The 26753-nt window shown below is 38.9% G+C and carries 20 protein-coding genes, 1 tRNA gene and 1 CRISPR repeat array; of the genes, 3 read left to right on the top strand and 18 right to left on the bottom strand.

Annotation, left to right across the window (positions count from 1 at the left end; genetic code table 11):
• Positions 1–62: 62 nt before the first annotated feature.
• Complete coding sequence (locus tag FIB07_13230) at positions 63–7346, bottom strand: hypothetical protein (GenBank protein ID NJD53817.1); 7284 nt, start codon at positions 7344–7346, stop codon at positions 63–65.
• Positions 7347–7800: 454 nt separating this feature from the next.
• Here FIB07_13230 and FIB07_13225 point away from each other — a divergent pair, with 454 nt between their 5' ends.
• The gene (locus FIB07_13225; protein ID NJD53816.1) at positions 7801–8055 is read left to right on the top strand and encodes a hypothetical protein; all 255 of its coding nucleotides are present in this window, start codon (positions 7801–7803) and stop codon (positions 8053–8055) included.
• Positions 8056–8116: 61 nt separating this feature from the next.
• Here the strand turns inward: FIB07_13225 and FIB07_13220 are convergent, their stop codons facing one another.
• The 7 genes from FIB07_13220 to FIB07_13190 all read right to left on the bottom strand — a co-directional run bounded on the left by FIB07_13220 (position 8117) and on the right by FIB07_13190 (position 12766).
• Positions 8117–9157 carry an NMD protein affecting ribosome stability and mRNA decay gene (locus FIB07_13220; protein ID NJD53815.1) on the bottom strand — a complete coding sequence of 347 codons (1041 nt, stop codon included), beginning with the start codon at positions 9155–9157 and terminating at the stop codon, positions 8117–8119.
• Entirely contained in the window at positions 9157–10098 is a 942-nt protein-coding gene (locus tag FIB07_13215; GenBank protein NJD53814.1) for an NAD-dependent epimerase/dehydratase family protein, read from the bottom strand. Before FIB07_13215 ends, FIB07_13220 begins: the two co-directional genes overlap by 1 nt.
• 36 nt (positions 10099–10134) lie before the next feature.
• Positions 10135–10219 (bottom strand) — tRNA-Leu (locus FIB07_13210).
• 62 nt (positions 10220–10281) lie between these two features.
• Positions 10282–11067 carry a DNA-directed RNA polymerase subunit D gene (locus FIB07_13205; GenBank protein ID NJD53813.1) on the bottom strand — a complete coding sequence of 262 codons (786 nt, stop codon included), beginning with the start codon at positions 11065–11067 and terminating at the stop codon, positions 10282–10284.
• Positions 11068–11448 carry a 30S ribosomal protein S11 gene (locus FIB07_13200; GenBank protein NJD53812.1) on the bottom strand — a complete coding sequence of 127 codons (381 nt, stop codon included), beginning with the start codon at positions 11446–11448 and terminating at the stop codon, positions 11068–11070.
• Entirely contained in the window at positions 11448–12050 is a 603-nt protein-coding gene (locus FIB07_13195; GenBank protein NJD53811.1) for a 30S ribosomal protein S4, read from the bottom strand. The genes FIB07_13200 and FIB07_13195 overlap by 1 nt, the downstream gene beginning before the upstream one ends.
• The gene (locus FIB07_13190) at positions 12050–12766 is read right to left on the bottom strand and encodes a 30S ribosomal protein S13 (protein ID NJD53810.1); all 717 of its coding nucleotides are present in this window, start codon (positions 12764–12766) and stop codon (positions 12050–12052) included. The genes FIB07_13195 and FIB07_13190 overlap by 1 nt, the downstream gene beginning before the upstream one ends.
• A 123-nt stretch (positions 12767–12889) precedes the next feature.
• On the opposite strand from FIB07_13190, the gene FIB07_13185 reads away from it, so the two are divergent.
• Positions 12890–13612, top strand: a complete 723-nt coding sequence (locus FIB07_13185) for a 1-(5-phosphoribosyl)-5-[(5-phosphoribosylamino)methylideneamino]imidazole-4-carboxamide isomerase (GenBank protein ID NJD53809.1) — start codon at positions 12890–12892, stop codon at positions 13610–13612.
• Between the two features lie 362 nt (positions 13613–13974).
• On the opposite strand, the gene FIB07_13180 is transcribed toward FIB07_13185, so the two are convergent.
• From FIB07_13180 to cas1, 10 genes are all read right to left on the bottom strand, one after another.
• Positions 13975–14442 carry a hypothetical protein gene (locus FIB07_13180; protein ID NJD53808.1) on the bottom strand — a complete coding sequence of 156 codons (468 nt, stop codon included), beginning with the start codon at positions 14440–14442 and terminating at the stop codon, positions 13975–13977.
• A 188-nt stretch (positions 14443–14630) separates the two neighbouring features.
• The gene (locus tag FIB07_13175) at positions 14631–16508 is read right to left on the bottom strand and encodes a TIGR03986 family CRISPR-associated RAMP protein (GenBank protein ID NJD53807.1); all 1878 of its coding nucleotides are present in this window, start codon (positions 16506–16508) and stop codon (positions 14631–14633) included.
• On the bottom strand, positions 16496–17092 hold the full coding sequence (locus FIB07_13170; protein NJD53806.1) for a TIGR03984 family CRISPR-associated protein: 597 nt from the start codon (positions 17090–17092) through the stop codon (positions 16496–16498). Before FIB07_13170 ends, FIB07_13175 begins: the two co-directional genes overlap by 13 nt.
• Positions 17089–18483: a hypothetical protein gene (locus FIB07_13165; protein ID NJD53805.1), complete on the bottom strand. Its 1395-nt coding sequence runs from the start codon at positions 18481–18483 to the stop codon at positions 17089–17091. The genes FIB07_13170 and FIB07_13165 overlap by 4 nt, the downstream gene beginning before the upstream one ends.
• Before the next feature lies 1 nt (position 18484).
• Positions 18485–20059 carry a hypothetical protein gene (locus tag FIB07_13160; protein NJD53804.1) on the bottom strand — a complete coding sequence of 525 codons (1575 nt, stop codon included), beginning with the start codon at positions 20057–20059 and terminating at the stop codon, positions 18485–18487.
• Positions 20060–20716 carry a CRISPR-associated protein gene (locus tag FIB07_13155; GenBank protein NJD53803.1) on the bottom strand — a complete coding sequence of 219 codons (657 nt, stop codon included), beginning with the start codon at positions 20714–20716 and terminating at the stop codon, positions 20060–20062.
• Positions 20713–22260, bottom strand: coding sequence for a hypothetical protein (locus FIB07_13150; GenBank protein NJD53802.1), 1548 nt, complete (start codon positions 22258–22260; stop codon positions 20713–20715). Before FIB07_13150 ends, FIB07_13155 begins: the two co-directional genes overlap by 4 nt.
• 102 nt (positions 22261–22362) lie before the next feature.
• Positions 22363–23175: a hypothetical protein gene (locus FIB07_13145; protein NJD53801.1), complete on the bottom strand. Its 813-nt coding sequence runs from the start codon at positions 23173–23175 to the stop codon at positions 22363–22365.
• Between the two features lie 76 nt (positions 23176–23251).
• Positions 23252–24641: a CRISPR direct-repeat array (repeat unit 37 nt; unit sequence GTTTCAATCCCCTAAACCGGGTCATCTCTTTTCTCAC).
• A gap of 278 nt (positions 24642–24919) precedes the next feature.
• On the bottom strand, positions 24920–25195 hold the full coding sequence (cas2, locus tag FIB07_13140) for a CRISPR-associated endonuclease Cas2 (GenBank protein ID NJD53800.1): 276 nt from the start codon (positions 25193–25195) through the stop codon (positions 24920–24922).
• Positions 25196–26203, bottom strand: coding sequence for a CRISPR-associated endonuclease Cas1 (gene cas1, locus FIB07_13135; protein ID NJD53799.1), 1008 nt, complete (start codon positions 26201–26203; stop codon positions 25196–25198).
• A 75-nt stretch (positions 26204–26278) separates the two neighbouring features.
• On the opposite strand from cas1, the gene FIB07_13130 reads away from it, so the two are divergent.
• Positions 26279–26650, top strand: a complete 372-nt coding sequence (locus tag FIB07_13130) for a hypothetical protein (protein NJD53798.1) — start codon at positions 26279–26281, stop codon at positions 26648–26650.
• Positions 26651–26753 lie beyond the last annotated feature (103 nt).

Raw genomic sequence — 26753 nt, 5'->3', positions numbered from 1 at the left:
AGGGAATAATCCCTTTTCTAATTTTTTTTGGTGATATGGGGAAGTAAAAGGCCACAATGCCTTCAACTCCCAATCGTGAAGTCATTATTGCCTGCATCATTATTTAATATGTTAATGGTGCTTGTTATCTTCACTCTGTAATCACTTCCTGTAGCCTGTGTAACCGGGATTAGCCATGGATGTGAGCCGTCATTGATGGTGCTTGCTATGATCACCCTGTTAAGGACTCCTGATTTCAGCAGTTCTATCTTCACATACGATCCAGGACTTTCAGTAGAACTCCAGTTGATGATCCTAGTTGTTCCACGTGTCCAGTTTTCTGCGCCATTTGGAGTTACAACAGTGATGGAAGGTACCGGGATAGTGAAGTTGGCATCGCTTGTGTCCGTGTTCGAAACATTGGCTGTGCTTGTGATCCTCACTTTATAGTCATCTCCTGGAGTTTGTGTTGCTGGAATTATCCATGGATGTGAGCCGTCATTGATGGTGCTCGCTATGATCACCCTGTTCAAAACTCCTCCTTTAAGGAGTTCTATCTTCACATACGTTCCGGGACTCTCAGTAGAATTCCATTTTATTATTTGAGTGCTTCCTCGTATCCAGTTCTCCCCTCCGTTGGGAGAAACCACCTTGAATGATGGGGCGGGGATCATGAAATTATCATCGCTCGTGTCATTGTTTGAAGCGTTAATGGCGCTAGTTATCTTCACTTTATAATCGCTCCCCGGCGCCTGTGCTGCTGGAATTAACCAGGGGTGTGAGCCGTCATTCAGGGTTGCTGATATGATCAACTGGTTCGGCTTTCCTGGTCTGAGCAGTTCTATCTTCACATACGATCCGGGACTCTCAGTAGAGTTCCAGGTTATGATTTTAGTTGTTCCCCGTGTCCAGTTCTCTGCGCCATTTGGTGAGACGACATTGATGGATGGGGTCGGAATGGTGAAGTTATTATCGCTGGTGTCGCTATTTGAGATGTTGATTATGCTCGTAATCTTTACTTTATAGTCTTTTCCCGGGACGAGTGTCGCGGGAATAACCCATGGATGTGAACCGTCATTCAAGGTGCTTGCTATGACCACCCTGTTGAGGGTTCCTGCTTTCAGCAGTTCTATCTTAACATACGTTCCGGGACTCTCAGTAGAGTTCCAATTAATGATCTTGGTTGTACCTCGCGTCCAGTTCTCTCCACCATCTGGAGTTACGATAGTGATGGATGGTACAGGGATAGTGAAATTGGCATCGCTTGTGTCGTTGTAAGCCGCATTGGTTGTGCTTGTGATCCTCACTTTATAGTCCGTTCCCGGTGCCAGTGTCGCGGGAATAAGCCACGGATGTGAACCGTCGTTAACGGTGCTCGCTATGATCAGCCTGTTCAAAACCCCTCCTTTAAGGAGCTCTATCTTTACATATGTTCCCGGACTGCCACTTGAATTCCATTTGATTGTTTGAGTTGTCCCTCTTCTCCAGGTTTCTCCTGCGTTCGGGGCAGTGACAGTTATATTTGGGGCCGGGATTGTGAAGTTGTTGTCGCTGGTATCTGTGTATGAGGAATTGGAGGTATTAGTGATCCTTATCTTATAGTCAGTTCCTGGAGTCTGGGTTGCAGGAATTAGCCATGAGTGTGAGCCGTCATTTAGTGTGCTTGCTATGATCACACTATTCAGGACCCCTGCTTTCAATAGTTCTATTTTCACATACGTTCCCGGACTGCCAGTTGATGTCCAGTTGATAATTTGGGTTTTGCCTCTGGTCCAGTTCTCACCGCCATTGGGAGAGATTACGTTGATAGGTAATATTGCGGAGGCATTGATAGTGAAGTTGTTGCTGGTGTCGTTATATGAGCTATTTGTTATGCTAGTAACCATGATTTTATAATCCGTCCCCATCGCTTGGGCCGGGTTAATTAGCCAGGTATAGGAACCAGAACCGCTACTTCCTATTGAAGTACTTGAGTTGATTGTGCGATCAAATATCCCACCCTTCAGGAGTGTGATATTTACAAAGGATCCGGGAGTGCCGCTATAAGTCCAGCGTATCATCTGGGTTGTGCCTATTGTCCAGTTCTCACTGCCGTTAGGAGAAACCACTGTAATTGATGGAGTTGGAGTTATTATTTCAGATGCTGTTCTCATAGTAGCATTAACCCACGTCAGGTTGATATTGCCTGAAGTATCCACCGTATGCGTTCCGAGTTCATACAAAGTATCTGGATTCAGTCCTGTGAAATTGTAGTAGTTCTCCGGCGCCTGGACGCTGGTCTTGAAGCTACCGTTAAGGTAGAGCATGACCTGGGAGAAATCGGGATCAAGGGGATTGGTCCAGGCGAATTTGAGCCAGGTAGTGCCTGCTGCCTGCAAGACCGGGTTACTGATGCTCTGAGGCGGTATGTTATCGGATGTGCTGCCTACTGTGATGAGTTTGGACGCTTCGTTGTTCGAATAATCTATTTCCTGGATTTGCTTATCCGGATTCAGCTTAATAGAGATTGTATGTTGGCCTGAAGTAGATGGCTTCCAATCGAAGCTCATGTTATAGCTGCCTCCAACTGGCAGGTAAAATATCGTCTTATTCATGACAGTATCATTATCCTGGAGTTGAACAAGCACATCACCTGCAACTTGAGTTCCATAATTATGCACTGTGATATTAATAAATCCGGATTCACCCAGAGGTGCATTGGTAGGTGCTATTATTTCCCTCTGGTTTATAACTAAATCCGGATTACCTGTGAATTGATCAACCATTCCAAGTATTTTATTATCGGCATCACTCTGGTTTTTTGCACTGACAGATAGTGTGGCAATTTTGTAGTGTACAATTACTCTCATGTTCGAAGAAACTATATAATGACCGCCATTTAGATGAGTCGTGGAAGTTGTTATAGTGTTAATACCGCTGGAAAGACCTGAACCGAAATTCAAGAGACTTGGATCCATTGAAAACTGGTAGTAACCATTCGGTATCGTGTTCGTTAGACCAACAGTACCCTGTCCATTCAATAGAATATCTACATTATGTGGTTTGTAGCTGTTTTCAGGCCAGGGCAGGGTATAATCTGGTATAATATAAGCCATATCTACATTCGGTGTGCCGTCATTCAAGATACTTGGCACTGTAGGCGGAATATTAAACGTGTTATTTATAACAGGTCTATTTGTGCAATACCAGTCTTTAATCTTTTTTAATATGTTAATCCCAAAAGCAGACCAGTCACCGCCTTCTTCGACAACTCTATTCCAGTCCTCTATGTTAGAGCCAACATTGCCAATAAAATTCAATGGTCCAGCTAATTTTAGAAGGTTTCTAAGGTGCTTATATTCCTTTATTTTTATCAATCGATAATTCTTGTCCCCTATACGCCCTAATAGATCTTTTACGATTCGCTTTGTTTCTATTTTTGATAACGGTTCAATCGTAGTTTCACTTATACCCCCTACAGTTTCGATTGTTTTCTCAATTGCCTCAATTCCTTCACTTGCAGCGATTTCTTTCATGGCATAACCAATGTCAAATGCACCCATTACGGTACCAACACCCGGTATAAATCTACCGATACATTTGGCTATTACTCCGTCTTTGGTGTGAGGTTCGAACGGATTGCCAAGTGCTGACATGTTCGAGTTTGAAGAAGTAAATACTTGCATTTGTGCCTTGAACTGGTTGTCGCTAAAGAAGTTCTCTGTATTGCTGTAAATACTGCGAGGCTCTAAAGTAAACACCTCCTCAAACGAAGACGGATCCTCCATAATAAAAGAAATATTGAATGCTGGTTGAGTATTCAGGTTTACAGGAATATACAATTCCACAAATTCAGGTTCAAATTCCATGAAAGATATTGTTCTTGATTCCCTGTAGATAACATTGCCATTGATAGTGACATTAAGATGCAAATCATCGCTCATTGTTTTGTTCACTGCTATAGCATATGTCAGCAAGATCGTAGTGGAGTTCACAGGTTCTATATTGATCAGCTTGAATAGCTTACTGCCATCCTGTTCTTTAGTAACATGTTTCATCCTTACGAAATCAACATCTGTGCCGTTAGCCTTAAATGGCAACACGGACACGTAATCAGGATTTAAATCAACTACGATTGAGGCATTTTCGGTAAATATAAATGTCTTCTGTATAGAGGTTGCTATTTCAGTCGGATCAGAAATCATTATGAGAGCAGAGTACTCACCCGGATCTATTGAAGATATATTGAAAATTATTTCATCTCCCGAAATTTCACCTGCTGATTCAAAGTCCGTAATTCCTGCGCTGTCTTTAAAGTATATTTCTGCAACAGAATCTGGCTTCAAGCCCGTCTTTTTGGCTTTTATTACAAACGGTGGTGAGTCTAAAGTTAAATTCATGGAGTTGTTTATTTCATAGCTTATGTTAGCTTCTGAAGCATTGGTCCATATCACAGAAAATGGCTGGAAAGACTTGAATGGAATCTCATTTACACTGAAGTTTCTTGTCTCTGTAGTTTTGCCAATACCAGTCAACTCGGCAGAATAGCTGTAATTTCCAGGTGGGCCAAAAATGGTAAATGAAGCCACCCCAAATAGATTACTCGTCCCATAAATTGTTGTAACATTGCTATTACCCGGGTAATCATATCTCAAAATCAATGACACATTTGCACCGCTAACAGGCCTATTAAACTGTTCAACTAAAACACCTACCTTGCCCAATAATGAAACTGTATTGCCAACCACAAAAGGTGCCAGAACGCTTTCTTCTGGCGGATTTGTGTAATTGATTCCATCAGCATCAAACGGTTCCAGGAATTTTATATTTAATGGCGGACTTATCCCAACAAATATCCTCTCGCCTTCAGGTGTGTTAAAATTGGTGGTTTTGTTCACCTCTTCGCCTGCTCCGCTTACGGAAATAGTGGCAGTGAAACCTGTTGTACCAGGAACTAATGCAGGAACAGCCTCAAACTCCATCATGCCTCCTTTTTGCAGGTAACCGTGATTTATGGATGGTTCAAAGAAAACTGAATTCTTATGCTCATCGTCTATGCTTACTTTCAAGTCAGTTATCGTATCCCCGTAATTTGTTATTCTAAACTTCTTTTTTAAAGTAATATTGTCGCTGCTCATCTCATCGATAGAGAAGTTGATATAAGGATGATAAACATTGATGTTTGCAATGGCAAAGTCGTGTATGTATTCTGTAGTATTATCGTCTATGTTGGTGAGATTCAAGCCGAGCTTATAGCTCCCGAGCAAAGCGTCCTGAGCATGCAATGCAAGTGTTTCAGCCATTGACTGGCCAGGGGATAAAGTTATTATTTGATCCTCAGAGCCGCTCCCTACGAAGTTGCCTATCAAGTCATCATAGGGATTGGTAACATGCATTAGTAACCTGTGCGGTTTAGAATCTGTGTTCTTCACCGTAACCTGTACTCGCTGGTCATAGTCCCTGTTTATATTGAAAGAATATATTTTTTGAGTAAATGATATTCCATTATCTATGAAGAAATAATTAATTGCACTCTCTGATGAACCACATGAGGTATTGCTCCTGACATAATACGCATACCATGTATTTCTGGAAAGATTAAATAACCTTACAAAGTGCTGTCGACCATTTGCCCCTGTAATTGCGGTATAATTCGCCTCGTTCTGCGCCCTGTAATAAACTTCAGTGGTTGCATTACCATAAGTATCCCAGGTTATTGCTATATCCGTGGAACTCAGTCTACTTCGATTCACTGGCAAAAGGTTATTGATTGAATGACCGGAGTCAATTCTGAGCTCTGCCTGATCTGACTCAGTTGCATTTGTGACAACGGAAGAAACATATGCGCTGAAATTTCTTGATGTTTCACTTATGGAGCAAGTTGAAGGCAATGTTATATTGATGTTAACATTACTGATTTCTCCAGGGTTAAGATTAACATTCGTTCTTTCGAGAGTATACCAGGTGTCATTTAGTCCAGAAATACTTATGTTGTAATTGCTTGCTGCAGAACCATAGTTGTTTATTGTAATTGTGGATTTTTTGCTGCTTCCAAGACCAATTGTATTAATATCTGGTGAAATATATACGTTGAAGAGTTCAAGTAGTTGCCCATTAAGGATTGTACCTACTCCATGGTTGTCAGTAATGCTGCATCCGATACAGTTTGATAAATTCACAAAGAACGTTTCGTCTGGCTCTATTGTAGTGTCACTATTCACCATTATAGTAACATTCTTTGTTGTTTCTCCGGCTGCAAAGGTTATTGTTCCGGAGTTTGATGTATAGTCTGACGGTGCAATTGCAGTTCCATTTGCTGTTGAAAAGTTTACAGATGAGACACCTGTTGTATTACCTGATCTTGTTACCGTAAAGACAAAGTTTCTTGTACCAGAATTGGGTTCTGTCAACGTTATATCGTTTATTGAGATGCCGGGCAACAGGGTAGCTGAAATGGGCTGCCAGCTCAGCTCCCGATCCGAAGCAGTATTATTAGTCACCCTTATCTGCTCACTGCCGTCAGGATTCATTATATAAATCTCATAGTTGCCATCCCTAGAAGTTGCAAATGCAATCTTTGTTCCATCTGGTGAGAAAGCTGGATCTGCATCAGCACTGGGTGATTGGGACAGGTCTGTCGGGGCTGTACCCGTACATTCCTGGCATGTATATGCATTCGTGATATAGATATCAGCAACCCAAGTTCCGGAATTTCTAACAAATGCAATTTTTGTTCCATCAGGTGACCATGCCGGGTTCCCATCAGAAGCAGTGTTATTTGTCCTCCTTTGCGGATTGCTGCCATCTGCATTCATTACATAAATCTCATAGTTGCCGTCCTTATTAGTTATAAATGCAATTCTGGTTCCGTCTGGTGACCATGTTGGGTTCACATCGTCAACAGTGTTATTGGTTAGCCTTTGCTGATTGCTGCCATTTGCATTCATGACATATACCTCATATCCGACCCAGGAGCCAGTATCTCTGTTGGTTGCAAAAGCAATCCTTGTTCCATCTGGTGACCATGTCGGGTTTATGTCGCTAGAAGTGCTGGAAGTCAGTCTTTGCTGGTTGCTGCCATCTGCATTCATTACATAAATCTCATTGTTTCCATCCCTATTACTTACGAATGCAATCCTGGTTCCATCAGATGACCAGGCAGGATTCACATCACTGGCGGTGTTATTGGTCAGCCTTGTCTGTCCGGTACCGTCCGCATTCATTGAATATATCTCATCATTACCATCCCTGTTGCTCACAAAAGCAATCTTGCCATTGGAAACAGCTGTTACTATTGGGGTTGCGACTGCAATAGTCATCAAAGTAAGCAAAAAAATTGCTAAGAATGTTTTTATTGAAATATGTTTTTTCATAATATTTAACTCCATTATTTATATTGATTATTGTTTTTAATAATTGGCAGAGCCGTTATCCCGACCGCGATCCTGAGGGCCCTCCCTCCGCAAAAGTTTTTCAAAACCATTTTTTCACCATATCCCGTAGAGATACCACTCACACACAAGATTTTTGAGCAGAATCCTATCTAAATTGTGATTAAGCTGTGGCACTATAAATAAATGGCGGATCGCCCAATCTAAACCCCAGGCACCACATAAATCCCTTTCGCGGTTTTAACAATATTGATCTCACTCCCCGGCTCTGCTCAGGAATTCCGGCCTTTTGATTGTGACCGATTCATAAGTTTCAGGGTCCATGACCTGTATCGTTCGTCCCTTATACAAGATCAACAGGCAGAAGAGGAAGAAAAGTTGCGACAAGAATAGTTTAAAGATGGATGTAAGATATAAGTATTAACTTACAAATATAATGATGTGAAACTGAATGATATCAAGAAATAGATATGAGAATATCATATTAAACGAAATTCAGGGGCTTTCTGACCGAGAATTATCTAAGATCGTAAAAACTATTCATTTCATGAAGAAAGAGATTATTGGGGAAAAACAAGGGAATGTGGTAGATATCCTTAAATTTGCCGGAATATGGAAAAAAATGTCACGGACGGAGTTAGATATTTTTTCTGAAATCGTGAAAGAGCGTGAAAAATTCAGTGAAGGAAGGGCTGTTATTGAATAGTTTTACTCTGGATACTGATATCGTAATTGAAATACTCAGGGGAAACGAGTCTTGAAAAATCTCACGGCACCACAAAAATCCCCTTCGCCGTTTTAACGACATTGATCTCATTCCCCGGCTCTACGCTCAGGAATTCCGGCCTTTTGATGGTAACCGACTCATAAGTTTCAGGGTCCATGACCTGTATCGTGCTTCCCTCATCCGCGACCAGTACCGCGGGAACTGCATCCAGTCTCCTGCTTAATTTCTTTACATCTATCAGGTCATTGAAATTTTCCATGAACCTTTTTCCGGTTTCAAGATCGAGACCGCTTACATGCTTTCCGCAGTTCTGGATTTCAATGACTTTATCCCCAACGCTTATAATATCCCCTTTGACGAATTCAGGGAGCCGAAGAGCAAACGTGATCCGGTAAAGGTCTACGCCGTTCTTCTGTCCCACAAGCTTGGGAAATTCCTGGAATTTTCCCCCGAAAACATCAATGATCGCCCTGCAAACTTGCTTTCCAAGCTTCATTGAGCCCACATAAAGATCAATACCCTCTTCAAGATCAAGGGTTTGTGAAATAAACGCAAGCCGATCGCCCTTTTCCCGTGAGCGTTCTGCAACATCTTTCGCGATCTGCGTGCATTTTTTAAGTTCTTCACTCGTGGGGAGGCGTTTATCCGCACGTATCTGGACAATCCCCTCAAAATAACCCCCGGATATCCTGCTGCACGTATCGCAGGTCTCCCAGCTGATCCTCATTTCAGTATCAAGCGAAGATTCAATCGGTGCATCCTTGATTTTAGCGCTGGAATCTACATGGATGCTGTATCTTGAATAATCAAGGGACTTCGGGGTTATTGTCAATTTCAGGTCATCAGCTTCGTTATCAATTTCTAGCGACTCGTTTACACATTCACGGACCGTCTTTTCCTCATCTTCCCCTGATGACCACCGACCTTTCTTGAACACCGAGCCGCAAGTCCGGCAGATTCGCGAATAAAGGACTGCGGGACACTCTATCAGGGTCCTGTTTCCCGTGAAGCACTCAAGGCATATGTTTTCAAAAAAAACATCCGTATCTTTACCGCATTTCGGACAGAATAAAGTGACCATTATATTTTTCCTAAAGTACTTCTTGTCGCAGCGCTTACGCTGCTTTTTGAATTGTGTGCGGGTTTCCAGCCCAGCTCCTGCAATTTTTCGATGGAAAGAAGCATTTTTGGCACATCGCCTTTCCAGCCGCGCTTCCCGCCAGTATATGTGAATTTGACATCTTTTAATCCCATTTCTTTAACGATCAACTCGCCGATTTCGGTTGAATTTATTGTATCATTTGAACCGATGTTGAATATATTTGCCATATCATGGCTGTTCTCAACTGCAAATAAAATAGCATCCACACAATCAGAAACATGGATATAAGATTTTCTCTGCTGCCCGTCCCCAAGTATCTCAAGAGTTTCAGGATTTTTCCTTAGCTTATTAATAAAATCTATAATTATCCCGTGTGTTCCCCTCTCACCCACGATATTTGCAAAACGGAATATCCAGGATCTCATATCAAATGTATGGCAATATGAGGTGATGAGCGCTTCACAGGCAAGTTTTGAGGCGCCGTATAATGATATCGGGACAAGCGGCCCGTAATTTTCAGGTGTGGGTATAATTGACGCCTCGCCATATACTGTGGATGTTGATGTAAAAACAATATTTTGCTGCCTGTTAATCCTCATCGCTTCAAGCAGGTTATAGGTAACGATTATGTTCTGCTCCAGATGTACTTTTGTGTTATCAGCACCGAGCCTGACGTCGGGATTTGCTGCGAGGTGATAAATGAAATCCGCACCTTTGATGGCATGTGTTAGTTCTTCATGATCAAGCATATCAAGTTTAACTAATTTGAAATTCTTATCAGGAATATGATGTTCAAGAAACTCCATTTTCCCTGAACTCAGATTATCAATAACTGTGACTTCATTCCCGCCTGTTAGTAATTTATCGGCTACATGGCTTCCGATAAAACCCGCTCCCCCTGTTACTATTATTTTTTGCATTATGTTATGACCTCAGTGATGTGCTAAAGTTGGGGATGCGGAGGATGGGATTTGAACCCACGAATTCCTTCGAAACCAGCCCCTCAAGCTGGCGCCTTTGACCTGTCTGGGCAACCTCCGCAAATGAATGCTTTGAAAGCATTATTGAATATTTATAGATAAAAGAGATCGTATTCTCTTTTATCAGAGGGCATCAATTATTTCACTTAATTGTTCGGCTCTCTTCTTAATACTACCTGCCGCTTCAAGAGCGATTTCTTTAGCGGTCAGGGCGCCTGTTGTTTCAAATGTCATAACAAAGGAGTCGGGTTTACTTGTTACTTCAATTGAATCCATGTCGCATTTTTCTTCGCATAACATGCACATGGAACATTCAATTACATTAACGACCTTGACTTTGTCACCGTCCATTTTCAGGATACTGCGCGGACAGACTTCAACGCAGTTTCCACAATAATCGCATTCTCCGATTGTCACAACGGGCATATTTTTAAATCCTGCCGCGACTCCGGCCTGCCATTTACTGTGTTTCCTGCCTGTTCCAAGCCTCGCTATTGCTTCTACTACGATTTTGTGCTTATCTTTGAGTTCCACAATTGGTATGGTTTTATCAGATGGCTCTACCTGCGGATCAGCAGAAACCAGGTCACCTGAATATACGACTTTCGGGCCTTCTGCACTAAGGGTCAATGATAATTTACATAAAGGGCAACCTGCGCCTTTGCAGTTGCACTCTTCAGGAAGCACATAGGATTTGTTATCTGTTTTTAACGGGATCAATCCTAATCTTAATGCAAACTGTTCATCAAACAATACAGAAGTATTCTCATAGATATTAACATCATCAATAGCCATTACCGGAACTTCTGCAAGGATGCTTCTTCTTAAAGCATTTGCAAATGATGCAGAAACATCGGATAGAACGAACCTTGCCTTGCGCTCTGATAATTCGATTATGTCAATATCCATTTACACACGCCTGCCCTTCTTAGGTTTTGTGCCGTCATGAGGTATCGGGGTAACATCCTCGATCCTGCCGATTTTTATTCCGGCACGTGCAAATGCCCTGATGGCAGCCTGCGCTCCTCCTCCGGGACTTCTCTGCATGTTGCCGCCTGGCGCTCTTACTTTTATGTGAATACCCATTATTCCTTTGTCTCTTATCTTATCAGCAATCTGGTTAGCCATCTGCATGGCAGTGTAAGGGGAACTCTCTTCCCTTGCAGCCTTTGTAACCATACCGCCGCTTGTTTTTGCTATCGTTTCAGCCCCTGTTAAATCAGTAATTGTTATCAGGGTATTGTTGAACGAGGAATATATATGAGCTACAGCCCATTTCTCAGTTGCCATTATTTAGCCTCCCTCACGGGGACATTTTTTGTTTCTTCCGGTTTTGTTGTTTCCTGGACAATATTCTTTACTACCTGTCCGGGTCTTGCCGGATGGGATTCCTTCGATAATTCAGAACCTGTATAATAACCCAGTGATAATTCTTCGTCAGCCGGAACAAGATAACCAGGTACGGTGATCTTTCTTCCTGCAACGGAAATGTGTCCATGTACAATAAATTGCCTTGCCTGTTTAGGTGTATTGGCAAGTCCCTGCTTGTGCACCTGGGTCTGAAGTCTCCTCTCAAGGAAATTATTCACATCAAGCGATAAGATATCATCAAATACCGAATCATTCTTTAATAGACCATACCTTTTCAAACGATTGAGAATATTGTCTCCATCTGTCTTCACATGCCCTTTAAGTTCTCCTTTTATACTTTCCGCAAGCAATTTCCTGGCGAGTTCCCTGTATTTCTTAAGTTCGCTGTGGGCTTTCCAGACTTCCCTCTTATTCCTGAGGCCATATCTTTTTACAAGTTCAACCTCCGGTTCGATCCTTGTTGCCTGCCAGGGATGCTTGGGCGTGTTATATGATTTTGTGTTTTTTCCAGGGTAGCCCATTATTTACCAGCTCCTTTTGTCTCCTCTTTCTTTTCAGCTTCTTTAGGTTTTGCCTGGAGAGTTGCGCGCGAGACACCAACTGTTCTTCCTCTTCTGCCTGTTGACCTTGTACGCTGGCCGCGTACTCTCAGGCCGCGCTCATGTCTTAATCCTTTATATGAACGCATTTTTTTCATTGTGTTCAAATCTTCATTAAGACCCAATAATACATCTGTCCCGATAAGATGCTTGTCTTCACCTGACATGATCTCGTTTTGTTTATTGACCATCCATGCCGGGAGAATGGATGATATGTTATCTACTGATGATTGTAATCTCTCTGTTTCCGCATCGGAAACATAACCCAGTGTTGCTTTCGGATCAACAGTTGAATTAAGGGTTATAATTTTGGCTACACGCCTGCCTATGCCTTTTATTCCTATCAGTCCATACTGGACGCTTTTTTTACCATCAAGGTCAGTATTTGCAATACGCACAAAATGTTTGATCTCAGGGCCGGTTTCTTTGGCTTTAGGAGCTTCTTTCTTTCCTTCTTTCGGGGCGCCTTTACGATCTTTCTTTTCGTGTTCCTTTCCTTCCCCTTTCCCCTCGTGTTTCTTTTCCTGCTTCTTCTCTTTCTTCGCTTCCTGGGGAGCCGCTTCCTGCTTGGGAGCCTCCTTCTTATGAACTTCTTTCTTGGGTTCTTTTACTTCTTTTGTTTCTTCTTTTTTAGCCATATTTTCCTCCTGTGGCTTTAGCCCCGGAATTATCCGGCGCAGCCCTCGCATTTGGGCAGCCCTAATACTTTTGCATAGCATTTATATCTTATGTATCACTATTGTCAACAAAAATGTGGTCAAATGTTCAAAGTAATCCCGGCGATCGATCTAAAAAATAGAAAATGCGTTTCCCTTGTCCAGGGTATTCCAGGTACGGAAAGAGTATCAATTGACAATCCTTTAGATGTCGCTTTGCGCTGGATAAGGGGTGGCGCTAAAATAATCCACCTCATTGACCTTGACGGTGCCATCAACGGACTCCGTTTAAATAGTTCAATAATTGAATCGATAATCAAATTTTCCAGGATTGAAACGCAGGCAGGCGGCGGGATAAGGTCCAAAAAAGATGCGCAGGGTCTCCTTTCATTGGGCGTGGATAGAATAATCCTCGGTACATCTGCAATAAAGCAACCTTCCCTGGTAAAAGAACTCGCAGACGAATTCGGAAGCAACAGGATCATGGTTGCCCTGGATTCAAAAAACGGCAGGGTCACCACACACGGCTGGGCTGAACAATCCGCTTTCTCAGCAGTTGAGCTTGGCAGGAAATTTGAAGAACTCGGAGCAGGAAGCATACTTTTTACAGATATTAATACGGAAGGGTTATTACAGGGAGTAAACCCTGCGCCCACACAGGAACTTGTGGATGCCCTGGAAATCCCGGTAATAGCATCGGGAGGAATAACCACATTATCCGATATCGAAATAATCAAAGGGACAGGGGCAAAAGGCATCGTTATCGGAGCAGCCCTGTATGTAGGGAATTTCACCCTGGGTGAGGCGCTGGAATTTGATGAAGATTAAGATATTGTCAATTTGTCGGTTGCTAATACTATGATATTAAGTAAATCATATCCAGTAACCTTCTTGATTAGAGCATTCCACTTTTAGCAACCGAAGACTTGACAGAACCAACTAATAACTTTCGATTTTTTCTTTAACATAATGATATAGTGAATCATTCATATTTCGCCCAAAAGGAAACGATAGAATAAACCGCAAAGGTCGCAAAGAACGCAAAGCTTAGCAGCAAATCTTTGCGCCCTTTGCGTTCTTTGCGGTGAGCGTTCAATTAATCTTTGAATTCCTATCGGGTTATTTTACGCTGAATGACTATATGAACAGCGAAGGCCAAAATTAGTCTTTGGCTTTCCACCCAGCGTCGTTTATCTGCACGTTCGCGCCTTATCCCTGATCGCTTGGAGATTCATAATCTCTTCCACGTCGAAAACCGGGGGCAAACTACCATCCACTTTTTTCAATCTAATGACAGTCAGGAAATGCCCCATCCTGCCATGCAGTTCCGCGATCAATACTGCTGCGGCGGGAGCATAGCCTGGCAGATTAATTATATATTCACCATGCTGCAAGCTTTCTGGAGAGATTTTCACGGATGCTATCAAATCGCAAAATTGGGGTCTGAATGGGCGGCTTTCATGTAAACTACTCAGGGCTGGAAGCCCTGAGCGTTTGTTGCTGTTTCGGTTCGCAGTAAAAAACGGTTTGAAGTTTTTCTGAGAATGTGCCCGAAAGATACAGTCACGACAATTGTTATTAGGGATAAGTTTCACAATTTCAAGGGGCCAATTCATCTCCTGCTTGAAAGCAGGAGGGTTCTCTGCCCCTTGACCCACGAACTAACCACGGATCAAAACCCTCCTTGCGTAATTGACGATAAAGATCAAGAACGTAAGTCTCATAATCCTCAGATAAATGACACAGAAAAATCCGCAAAAAGCCAAAATCTCCATTATTTTTTCTCAATAATATATCTTTTTTTACTGCCAATTCTTACTCCGACGAACATTTGTTAGAAATAATCTCAAGATTTCACACATTCTTCTGGATTCGGCAGAATATTTCTATACCTGAAATCTTTGAGATTCATATATCCAATCTTACCATTTACTTCAAGATTCTTGCCAGTTTCAACATCAAGCAATAATTTTAGCTGTTTAAGTCTATAAGTATCCCAGAGAGAGGACGCATTTCCTCTATATTTATCGATATTATTAAGGATATATTTCTCAAAAGTCGATGCTATCCTTTTAATATCTTCATGACTTTTTGGAGATTCTGCCAGTACCCATCCAGAATTGTCAAAAAGAGTCGAGTACCTTTTATCTCTTTCGACTATAAATAGTGCAGGATTGATCTTCACCGAACCTAATCCAATAGGCTTACCCATACCGATCTTGTGTGCACACCCATCAGGAAGTCTTAGTGCAAAAAGTAATGCTCCCAATTCATTTTCGGTCAAATTTTCATACCTTATGCGGAATCTAAAATGTATGTTAGGTTTAACAGGTTTGACCTTGGTCTCAATATTTTTATTCGAATTTTGTTTGTCTTCTTCCCAATTCTTACCTGATTTATGCCAGTAGAACTTGTTGCCTCGAATTAATGTTTCTGAATTGTAATGTTTAAGCTTTTTCGGATTAGTTGAATCCTGTTCTAGATAATGTTGAAAAGTCGTAGGCTTTGGCCCCAATAGTATTTTGGGAATCTTCTCTTCAAGAAAAGGATTTATTTTTGGATCAACAAGCTTGGCATCCTCAAAGAAGACTCGTCCTGAAAAAGAATCTTTGCTATCCTCCGCAGTATTTCCGAAGATGGCATGAGCAAAATCAATTTTCTTTGTATGATTATCTTCAACAAGCGAGGGTGGTAAATGATCACTGATAGTTTTTCTGTATGCAATGCGGAATAACCCTGTATGACCAAAAGAAACTCTTGGTTCTCCATTCTTATCCATCCATTCAACATAAAAACATGGAACTTCTCGATCTTGTTTGCATAGTTTTAGAAGGTTTGGAACTCTGTCAGATCTATTCTCATCAATTTCATAACTTTCGATATCTATTTCTGAGATTACAATTTTCTTTTCCGGTTTCTTATCAATTTTAAATATAATCCAATCTTTTTTTCTTGGCATTGAACCAGAGACGATTATACATCTGCCATCTGGTAATCTATAAAAATTAAATTCAGAATAAACCTGCCCAATTTTTCGGACAGATTCCATGGCATCATTTTTGCTTATTCTTTCAAATTTCTTTCCTTCAGCGGGATAAATAGCATATTCAAATCCTTCCCTAACAAGATATCCTGCAGACATTCTATAATCTGATCTTCCAGTTTCTTCGTTTTTAGGATTCATATTATTTTTATACTCATCACGCAAACTGCTTATGTCAGCAAAACTTCGATAGTATAGGTTCTTATCTTCAAAAAATCCAAATCTGCTCCAGCTTATAATCTCCACAAGGCTTCGTACCATTCCTCTAATACTGCTTCCTGGTATGCGCACAATATCTGCTGGTGAAAAAAAATCTGATTTATCTTTTGCTTCGATCTTTTTTCTTACTTCATCTTCAGTCAAACTGTCTCGTATGTAAATTGGAGTTAAAGTTTCCAGATCGCAATCAATATGTCCTGATAATCTATCTGAATAATATTTATCCTGAGGCAATTTCGGATCTCCCTCAACAATTGAAGTATTTAATGGTACGAAATTATAAGGAGCATGTGCAAAATGAGTAATGGGTTTTATTTGATTTTCGGCAGCATTTCTTGATTTTGAACCACTATCTGTATCAGGTTTCTTTTGAAGTGGTCTAAAATTATTTCTTAGGAAATTCTGATTTTTATTGAGATTTTTTTTTCTTTTATCCCTATAAACCATGTTCACACCCCACATGGGTTTCTATTTTTATCCGTAATTGACACGAATCTACAATCTTCATATCCGGCTTGCTCGTATGTGGAGTCGTAAGTTTCATATGAAATGTAATTGCGAGTTAGAATAAATGCTCTGTTTTCAGAGTTGTCAACTTTGAGATGTTTTACTGGAAGTACTAATTTCGTTCCTCTTTCCTCTGATATTTCAGTGAATTCCCCTCTAAATTCCAGTTTTGTTCCCCACAAAACCTGATATGCATCTACTACATCTACTTTATTTCCCGTTTCATCGATCCTTAATCTTCCTCTGAATCCATTTCTATTTTCTTTCCAGACGAATAATTCCCTATCAGTGTTGAATAACCTCATTTTTTGAATAAATTGCGGTTCAAATTCTTTATTTTCATAAAATTTGAAGTCTTCTCCATCATATTTACCTATCAGCACCTTATAATCAAGATAAAAAACACATAAGCCTTTTTGCCCAAAATAATCTTTGACTAACGATTTTATGGAATTGAAATCTTGAATTTCAATGATATTGAACTTTGATATACTCGATTTAATTTGTCTAAATTGTAACCCGTTACCTATATCTTTCATGCCATTACTCCTTGTATGCTTTTAGCAAACTCATTCAATTCTTTCACTGCCTGTTCTGTTTCATCAGATTTTTTCATAAAAAAAGTGATGCCTTTTCCTGCAGCTTTTATTTCTAGTTCTCTCTCTTGTTGATTCTTATTTTGCCACCTGATTAAGGCTGAAATTCCTTTCAAAATTCCCCTGCCTACATTTTTTTCTCCACCTATTGCGAGATCTTCACACCACAAATCCTTTAGAACCTGAAGCATAAGTCCCGCCTCCCAATTTTTATATTTTCGGATACTGATATTTACAATTACTGATTCATTCAGTTCATTTCCACTCCACAAAGGCATGCTATTGAAAAGAGCGGTTTTTATTGTCCCACCAGTAAACCTATCTATCTTTATTCGGTTTTGAAGCTCTGGCAAAGTATTTCTTATTACTCTCTCTTCAACCTTGACACGGCTTTTGATCTTCTTTTTTCCCTCATTTTCACCTGCAATGCCAAACAATTGGTTAATTTTTTGTTCAGCTCCATCGTTTTTAACGGTTTTAAGGATTTTTAAGGCACGATTGCGTATGGCGCCTTTTAATGAAGTGCCTGGAAGCACAAATTCTCCATTCGATGTAATGTTTACAGCATCAGGCAAATCAGGTTTTTCAGAATACGCTCTTATAATAATTGAATTCACTAATGCAAATTTAGCTTCTATGCTAAAAACATCAATCTTTTTAGAATAACTGATATATTGTTTTGCATCTAAATAGGAAATACCATGAGATAAATCTTTTTTTAACCATCTATAAACATCATCTTTCTTGGAAAAATCAAACTCTATTACCTCAATATTCTTTAATGCAACTTTTCCAAAACCGCTGTTAGTTTTGGCGCCGATCGCAATCTTAGATGACATTAAAGGTTCTATTATAGTTGCAATTATTCGCCTGAAAATATCTTTATTATAAATTTCTCTTAAAGTGACTTCCCAGAATAGATCAAATACTGCTCCCTTATCTACTATTTCGAAATCGTACTTTCCCTTATCCTTTGCAGTCTGGTTTATTGGATTTATACATACACCATCTCGAATGTTTATTTTTCCCTCAGTTGAGTAGAGGTCATGACAAATAAAAGAACTCTGTATTGATTTTTGAGTAACGGAGTTTATTTTTTCAGACATTCCCCAAAAATAATCAGAATCATCTCCAATATTTTCAGAAATATTATTTTTAAAGTAATCCTTTAATACACCTATGAGAGAAGTGGCAGGAATAAAGGGCATACCATTTTCATCTTTCAGGACTTCTATATCGATGAATTCATTAATTCCACTTCCAATAATCAATGGAGATTCGAGATACAATTTCCCCCTAATGATAATTTTTCCAATCAAGGATAAATTATTCAAATCAATTACCTCCTTTCTTTTTTTCTTTACGCATGCTTCTTAGGAAAGTATGCCAATAATGCCAATGATTTTTCTTTTTGAATTCCTCATCTACTTCAGGAACAAAATCGATCAGTTTGCAGAATTCTGATAAATGCTTATTCTTATCAATTGGAATCTCGTTGGCTTTTATAAATTCAAATAGGTCTTTATCCTTATTTCTGCAAATTCTCAATTTTTTTTGTGTAAGTTCTGGAAATTTGTCTAAGATTGCACTAAAATCCTGTGAATTCTTTGAATCATTGAGGGACATCTCCAATTTTCCGATTAATGAATTAGTAGGTAAGTTCTTCAAGTTATCACAAAATCCTTTACAATCTTCTAATGCCTTATTTTCAGTATATTTAATATATGATCTGATTGCTGCATCCTTGATTATATATTTAGCAATTTCAGGGATTTTTCCTGGGGGTTTCTCGGATGCCTGTTCTTTTTCCTCTACATTTTTTTTGTTATTTTTTAAATCTCCCTGTATATGCAGATTTTGTAAATTTAATGCGAAGCGACCAAAGCCTTCGTTTGTACGCTCACCAATTCCTGTTTTCTGCAATTCGATCAATAATTCTTTTATTTTATTATTAATTCCCTTTATTTCTATTTTAAAACAGGAACCTGCTTTGATAGCGGTTTCACTTGGTCTTTTAATTTGCCAAATTGAAATAAAATTTTCGTTGGTTTCAGCTTTTTTAAATACTTTTTCTATTTTAATATTTTCAGGATCTATCGCAAGATATTCTGCCAGATATACCTTGAAATCAGTAAGAGAAGCTGAGGAAAAACCGAATTGATTATATATTATTGCAGATGACAAAAGCGTCACGGTAAAAGTAGCATCATCGATATTATCAGATTTGAAGGTATTCACTTCGGATGAAAATTCTTCAGGTTTATCTGAAATGAATGTGAATTTCGCCTTACCATATTGGATATTTTTTGATCTGCCAATATTGATGTCCATGCATTTTCCAAATGATCGGAATAGCGCCTCAAGTACTTCTTTTTCCCCGATTATCCTCCCGGAAAATTCTTGCTGTGGGTCAAGCGACTCATAATTGTATATTGATCCATCATCACTGCATCCTTTTATTCGATTACTTCTTGTATTATGAAAGTTAATTGATTTTGAAGCATGTAATAGATCGATGCTATTCCCTCTTAGCGCACAATACTTACCCACATATTTGGTTTGTTCATCCCTGTTTTCTTTTTTGATCAAATCGTAAATTTTATTTTCATCTCTTTTTTCTGATTGTATTGAGAGAGGCGTTGGATAATAATAAATTATATTTTTATCTTTACTTTTGCTCAAATAGGCATTTGTAAATGATAGTCTGGAACCAAGAAAGCAATTATAGAAAAGTTCGTCTTTATGGGCTTCAAACTTTAAATCTTTTTTTTCGATATATTTTTGGGCAAATATCCCCCGAATTACCGATCCAGGAATATAATCCAAAGTGGACACTATGTTTGTGTCCCCGGATATCGATGTTAAAAGAACCGGTGATAAGGTTCTAATAGTATATTGCATTTGATGCATTTATATCACCTTTGATATATGATTTATATATTTTTTATTTAATGATATATTATTTTCATCAAAAAGGTTGCAACTGATGCATCCAAAACCCCTGTTCCTGTTAGTGCCCATATATCTCAAATTACTTACAGCGAGGGAAAGCAAGCACAGTAAATGTTCTTCTATCCCATTACATTCGATTTTTCCAGAAAAATTACTGCCTTTTTTCAATACTCTTTTTGTTCTTAATGAATGAACTTTTGCAATCCCATTATTATCAATAGCTGTTTGTTGTCTTGTTATTGTAAAAGTACCCAATATAATTTCCTTTGTGATTAATTCTTGATATTTTGTTTTCAACCATTCAAGCCATTTTCTATTTGATTCATAATCGGATAAATAACAATTCGGAAATGAAAACATGCTTGAACGCATTTGGCCAGGTTTACCAAATAGCATTTCGATATCACCGTTTGTTGCGAATTTTATCCCTGAGTTTTCAAACATCTCAACAATTTCGATTGCAGACTCTTTTAGACAACCTTTTACTCTTTTGGCTGGAATATAAGGTAATCCGATATCATCAAAAACTATGTCACTATCTATGTTTGCACCCCAACCTTCTCCTGAACCGATTAAAGTATCTGAAAGAAGTTTAAGTTCAAAAATTAAATTCATTTTTCAATCCTCCCTAAATCAAGGTCAAATGGATAGAATTTCATCAACTCAAGCATGTCAAAATATGGTGTAAACTTAGTCCCCTTATCTTCCCCCCATCCTTTTTTCTTACATTCAGGATGGTCTTTTACTTCTGGAAGAAAATTCCCCCTATACTCCATCTCTTTTATAAACATCTCACATTTTGGGATTCCCTGCTCCAGTATTTCCCTCATTTCAGATAATTTCGATTTAGGCCATTGTTTTTTCAATTGCCGTATCCCATTTAAACAATCATCTAAACTTCGATGATCCCCAACTTCAAGTCTGTATGGCCTTAAACAAAGGCATCCTTCCGAAGCACTATAGTTCTTTTTACGTATTTCATCCAATGTCCCAGAAAATCCACCATATGCTATATGAAAATCTATCCAAGAAGTGTTTTTTTCTTCTTCAATTCGCGCTTTCTTTTTCGCATGATTACAGAGATCTTCAGCAAGTTCATAGCCTCTATAAAATGGATATTTTGTCTTTGTTATTGATATACCTGCACAAGATGAAAGTTTAGTGTTATCATAAACTGGTTGTTTCGAAAATTCCTCCATGAAAATCTTTGCAAAATATATACCCAAATTTCCATGCGATACAAATGTAATATCATCTCCGCCGATGATTATAGGTCTAAGAGGAAGCATATTATATGACAAATTAAAATTATCATTGTAATAATCGTCATATATTTCCACTATTTTTTCGAGTAATTTCCCAAATGATCTTTCAGTGGCATTATGTACATCATTTGAAAAGCATCTCAACTCTTTAAGATTATTGCATTCTCTAAATCTTTTTCCCATTCCGTTTCCATCTATATGGACAATTGAAATATGGTTATCGCCTTCTCTCTGCCCAAGATTATTAAGTTCATCTGGAAACTCAAATTTATCCTTTAAAATATGCTTAAATCTTAATTTATGTTCTTTTTTCGCATTTTCAACATTCATTATCTTGGATTTTGCAACTGAAGAAATGTAGGTGCTATCATTACTATTAAAGCATTCTGCAGAAAAACCTGTATGACTGCATTCTGCAGTTATTCCATGCCTTGGCAGCATCGTTTGGGGTTGATTTTGATTTTTGTTATTAGTTAATTTATTGAAAAGCTCATTCATTTCAGACTTAAAATTTTCAGTAATAGCAGAACAATTTGTATCTCTTATGGCAATTGAAGGGATTAATCCAGGTGTTTTTAACAGAAGGTCTCTTGACCACAGTCTTGCGATTTCTTTAGCAGTTGAATTTTCTTTGAAAAAAAGAAGTGCATTTCCACCGCCTATATAACCGATTTCGCCTTCTGCATTTGAATCGCATATCTGGAATTTTTCCGGTTTCTCATGCCAGTCATCAAAGTCAATATTTATTGAACCTTCTTCAAAAGCAGATTTCAAATTATCTTTGAATATATTCTCCACAAGATATGATGCGCCAAGATTTTCTTTTAATTTATTACTCCCAAATACATACTGTTGAATGGAAGCTACTTCCAGTAGGACAGAAGTAATGCTCATTTTATCATCCAGCCTTTTATGCAAATAAAATTTTGTTTTTTCATTATCCTATCACCCAAATTTATATTTTTAGATCAATTGTAATGTTCATTAAATCATAGACTATACCTTTACAATTATTTTTGGAGAAAGATCGATTTCAATTAGTTCCTCTTTTTCGCTTTGTTCGATATATTCTATTTTCTTATTGCCATTTAGACATGATATTATCATTCCTGCTGTCATAGGTTTATTACCTGCGGTAATGTCTGAAATAATTTCAGATGGGCTGATATCATAGGACAGATTACTATATATCCCCTCAATCAGTTCATTGATATGTTTTGGATCATTTGAATCCAGGATTAACTTGAAATCTGGTTTTATAGCATCATTTAATACCCTACTAAAGAAATAGTTGATAATATCTATATTAATTTCTGAATTCTTAGAATGTAATAACCAGCAATATTTCAATACTTCTTGGTGATGATTTACTGCTTTGAATATCGATCCAATCCCTCTAATTTTTTGAAGCTTAACTGGATTCTCCTTCCCCTCATTAACAAAATTATCAATTATATTTTTACAATTATTAAACCAATCTTCTTCCATTTTATCATTTTTTATTGAGTCCTTTGGAGGTTCACTTACAAAAGCAATCAATCCCTTATATTTTCTTATCAATAGATTTCGTTCCACTGAAATTGTTTCTTTCATTTTTTGCAGATATTTTGCTATGAAAACAAATAAAGATATCAATAGGATAACGAATATAATTAAAACCCAAAATTCCAGTGAAAATCTACTCATAACATTAGCAAAAAGACTTGCCGTAATTGACGATAGGAACATCCATGCTAAAAAAGCCCATATGAACCTTTTTGAAGGAATTACTAATTTTTCTACGGCTTCTATAGCTTCTTCTTTTTTCACATCAATACCACCAATTGATATATTACTTAATCCAGATTGACATTATAAATACTTTTCGTAGTATTTCTTATTATATCCTGAAATCCATTAAACCGGTTCATCTCTTTTCTAACAATCGGGTGGTAATGAGGAGCACAGCACAATGGTTGTGGATGTTTCAATCCCCTAAACCGGGTCATCTCTTTTCTCACAGAAAAAAAAGAAAAAATGAAGGGAAAGGAAAAAAAGTTTCAATCCCCTAAACCGGGTCATCTCTTTTCTCACATAACAAAAAGGGATTATTATAATTTAAGACACTGTTTCAATCCCCTAAACCGGGTCATCTCTTTTCTCACGTGTGCTTGCAATGATTCCATTGAAAATGACCGTATGTTTCAATCCCCTAAACCGGGTCATCTCTTTTCTCACGACATCGATGTGGTGATATCAATAAAACCAATAAATGTTTCAATCCCCTAAACCGGGTCATCTCTTTTCTCACTATGAATGTAATATTTTCTGGTATTGCCGAGTTTAGACAAATGTTTCAATCCCCTAAACCGGGTCATCTCTTTTCTCACTGTAAAATTAGAAAGGTTTGAGCATTGTTGTTCAAGTTGTTTCAATCCCCTAAACCGGGTCATCTCTTTTCTCACCGAAAGATGCAAAAGAGAAAGAGAAGAGGAAAAGAATAAGTTTCAATCCCCTAAACCGGGTCATCTCTTTTCTCACTTTCTTTTGTGTTCGGAGTATTCGAAATGGCGTTAAGTCAATGTTTCAATCCCCTAAACCGGGTCATCTCTTTTCTCACTAAAGAGAAGAAGATAAGAAGAGAAGAAAAAAGAAAAAGTTTCAATCCCCTAAACCGGGTCATCTCTTTTCTCACCAAAGGCCGTTAAGGATTTTGCAGAAATTGTGAAAAAGAATATTGTTTCAATCCCCTAAACCGGGTCATCTCTTTTCTCACCAGAAATATCCTAGGATTGATTCTAGGGAGTAATGGATGTTTCAATCCCCTAAACCGGGTCATCTCTTTTCTCACACTATGCCAGGCAGCAGGAAATACCCATTCAAAAAAACGGTTTCAATCCCCTAAACCGGGTCATCTCTTTTCTCACTACAGGAGAAAGGAAAGGAGAAAAACATATGGGAAATCTGTTTCAATCCCCTAAACCGGGTCATCTCTTTTCTCACCCAGGCACGGCACACATGCGTCCGATGCGGTCAGGAGTTTCAATCCCCTAAACCGGGTCATCTCTTTTCTCACTCTGCATTCCCGAATGTCGGAGGAACCACAGCACAGTTTCAATCCCCTAAACCGGGTCATCTCTTTTCTCACAAATACAAAAAGAGGAATGAAAATGTGCAAAGTACAATTGTTTCAATCCCCTAAACCGGGTCATCTCTTTTCTCACCTGGCTTCCATTTTTTCAGTGGTTTGTGTTTCACCGTTTCAATCCCCTAAACCGGGTCATCTCTTTTCTCACCCCATGTCACCGCATGCTGGTTTCTTGAAAAGCATTCTAATGCCTTTATTCGGCAATTAGCACCTTTTTAAGATTCCTTATATTATATAACGATTTCGGAAAAATAATGTTTGGCGATTGCCTCGATATTTTCACGAAAAAAGCTGCATCTTCACATATTTATATAAACCAATTCAGCCTCTGCTTGCTGGCGATTGCCTACCCCTGTTTTCGGGGGTCTGGAGGGAATCGCCAAAAATGATGACTTTCTAAATAAATCTACTTTTTTTACAGACTTCTTAAACAATATGAAAACTAACTTCTTTTTCGAATTCTCCTCTTCCTAGAATTATGGCTTTTTTCAGACATCCTTCACATACATGATATATTCTTATGCTATCGCCACATTCTGGAAAATCTTTCAATTTTTCAATAAGCTCATCCAGTCTGTTCTCATCTATCAAAAACTCAAATACGCTGTATTGCACACGTGTTCCATGATCTAATAGCAGGTTTGCCACTTTGGTTCTCGTTCCGTCATCGGAAATATCGTATGATATCACCACAAATCCCATTCATCTCACCAGGAATGGCTGATATTCTTCCCTGTTAAGAACAGCCTTCTGGATTTTCTCAGCCTGGATCTGGAAAAGCTTGCGGTAACTTGTTTGAGAGTCCTGTTCCCTGTACAGAAAGGGTTTCTCCATTCTTTCTTCATAGTACCCCAGGAATCGTTTGAAAGCTTTCTTATCAAGTAAATAAACGCCGTTATCTTGTTTATTAAAATCATCTTTTTTTATGCTACCATTGTTGATCATGGTCATGACAAGCCCATCCACCACAGGATGCCGGAACTCCTCCACAAGGTCAAGAGGAAGAGACTGCCTGCCATATCGTAAACCATGTACAAATCCTATGAAAGGATCAAAACCCGCGGATTCTATCAGCGCCCCTATTTCATTCCCGATAAGCACATAACCCAGGCTTAAAAGAGCATTCGTCGGATCCAACGGCGGATGTCTTGTCCTTTTCTCGAATGCAAAATCTACCGACAGCATCCTGGAATAGCACCGAAAATAAGCTGCGCTGCTTGCACCTTCAAAACCCATCAGGGCAGCAATGGTATTCTTATTCTCATTCTTTTCCTGGACTGAAGAAATGGAATTTGAAATGATCTTAAGTTCAGGTGAAAAATCCGCTTCAGGATGATTTCTCTGGTAGCGCAGGATAAGAGCGCGCTGGTTAATCATTTTTGCCCCAATAATACTTTTCGCGATCAATAGTTTGAATTCTTCGTCCTTATATCTGTCATACTGGGCTAACCTTAAAAATACATTCTTCGATTCAACCGGCATCAGCTTGCCTTTAAGCCTGCCGCCCATGGAAAGGAAACTCACATCGATCCTGCTGTCAAGGAGGAAACTGATAACCTGGGTGCTGAGCTGCACTGCACCAAATACCAGTACCCGGTCTATCCCGCTTGCAGGAACCTCAAGTAAAGTAGTGCCGCCTTTCTCAACAACAAGTCTCTGCGAGGTCTTTCTCAGTTTTGAGCCCTGTTCTGTCAGATATAATGCTGTCATTTGAAAACCTGGATTTCAATATTATACTTCGCGTTGACACATATATATAAATAACATGTAAATCAAGTGTAACTTATGCCTGTTGAAAAAGTGCCATCCTGGATAAAACAAGTTTTGATGCCTGAACTCAATGAGATTAAAGGGGAGCTTAAGTCAATCAATACAAGGATAGATTCGGTTGAAGCTCAGATAGTCAGCCTGAGAAATGAGACAAAATCAGAGATAGTACGCATTGAAGACAGGATAGACAGTCTTAGGAAAGAGATGATATCTAAGTTTGAGACCACAGATAATAAGTTTGAGATTACACATAATAAGATAGAGACATTAAATAAGATAGTAACTATAAAATTTGAGTCTTTGGAACAGCGTATTCCTGTAATCGAAAAGATAACAGTTTTGGAACTAAAGATCGCTGAGATAGAGAAAAGGCTGGCTGTTGCATAACTTTCGGGAGTGTAACATAATTTGCTGAAACTTCCTATAACAATTTACATTTTTCATATTTATATATATGCATCCATTCGTTCACCGAAATACACCTGAAGTT

Origin of the sequence: Candidatus Methanoperedens sp., from assembly GCA_012026795.1 — an archaeon.
In the GTDB taxonomy this organism is placed as follows: domain Archaea; phylum Halobacteriota; class Methanosarcinia; order Methanosarcinales; family Methanoperedenaceae; genus Methanoperedens.
Note: the sequence above shows the minus strand (reverse complement) of the source record. Positions and strands in the feature narration are given on the sequence as shown.

Excerpts from the sequence above, each read along its gene's own strand:
- FIB07_13175 (NJD53807.1), bottom strand. The coding sequence starts at position 16,508 with ATGTGGGGTGTGAACATGGTTTATAGGGATAAAAGAAAAAAAAATCTC.
- FIB07_13155 (NJD53803.1), bottom strand. The coding sequence starts at position 20,716 with ATGAATTTAATTTTTGAACTTAAACTTCTTTCAGATACTTTAATCGGT.
- FIB07_13190 (NJD53810.1), bottom strand. The coding sequence starts at position 12,766 with ATGGCTAAAAAAGAAGAAACAAAAGAAGTAAAAGAACCCAAGAAAGAA.
- FIB07_13185 (NJD53809.1), top strand. The coding sequence starts at position 12,890 with ATGTTCAAAGTAATCCCGGCGATCGATCTAAAAAATAGAAAATGCGTT.
- FIB07_13195 (NJD53811.1), bottom strand. The coding sequence starts at position 12,050 with ATGGGCTACCCTGGAAAAAACACAAAATCATATAACACGCCCAAGCAT.
- cas2 (NJD53800.1), bottom strand. The coding sequence starts at position 25,195 with ATGGGATTTGTGGTGATATCATACGATATTTCCGATGACGGAACGAGA.
- FIB07_13225 (NJD53816.1), top strand. The coding sequence starts at position 7,801 with ATGATATCAAGAAATAGATATGAGAATATCATATTAAACGAAATTCAG.
- cas1 (NJD53799.1), bottom strand. The coding sequence starts at position 26,203 with ATGACAGCATTATATCTGACAGAACAGGGCTCAAAACTGAGAAAGACC.
- FIB07_13215 (NJD53814.1), bottom strand. The coding sequence starts at position 10,098 with ATGCAAAAAATAATAGTAACAGGGGGAGCGGGTTTTATCGGAAGCCAT.
- FIB07_13220 (NJD53815.1), bottom strand. The coding sequence starts at position 9,157 with ATGGTCACTTTATTCTGTCCGAAATGCGGTAAAGATACGGATGTTTTT.
- FIB07_13230 (NJD53817.1), bottom strand. The coding sequence starts at position 7,346 with ATGGAGTTAAATATTATGAAAAAACATATTTCAATAAAAACATTCTTA.
- FIB07_13160 (NJD53804.1), bottom strand. The coding sequence starts at position 20,059 with ATGCATCAAATGCAATATACTATTAGAACCTTATCACCGGTTCTTTTA.
- FIB07_13150 (NJD53802.1), bottom strand. The coding sequence starts at position 22,260 with ATGAGCATTACTTCTGTCCTACTGGAAGTAGCTTCCATTCAACAGTAT.
- FIB07_13205 (NJD53813.1), bottom strand. The coding sequence starts at position 11,067 with ATGGATATTGACATAATCGAATTATCAGAGCGCAAGGCAAGGTTCGTT.
- FIB07_13130 (NJD53798.1), top strand. The coding sequence starts at position 26,279 with ATGCCTGTTGAAAAAGTGCCATCCTGGATAAAACAAGTTTTGATGCCT.
- FIB07_13200 (NJD53812.1), bottom strand. The coding sequence starts at position 11,448 with ATGGCAACTGAGAAATGGGCTGTAGCTCATATATATTCCTCGTTCAAC.
- FIB07_13170 (NJD53806.1), bottom strand. The coding sequence starts at position 17,092 with ATGAAAGATATAGGTAACGGGTTACAATTTAGACAAATTAAATCGAGT.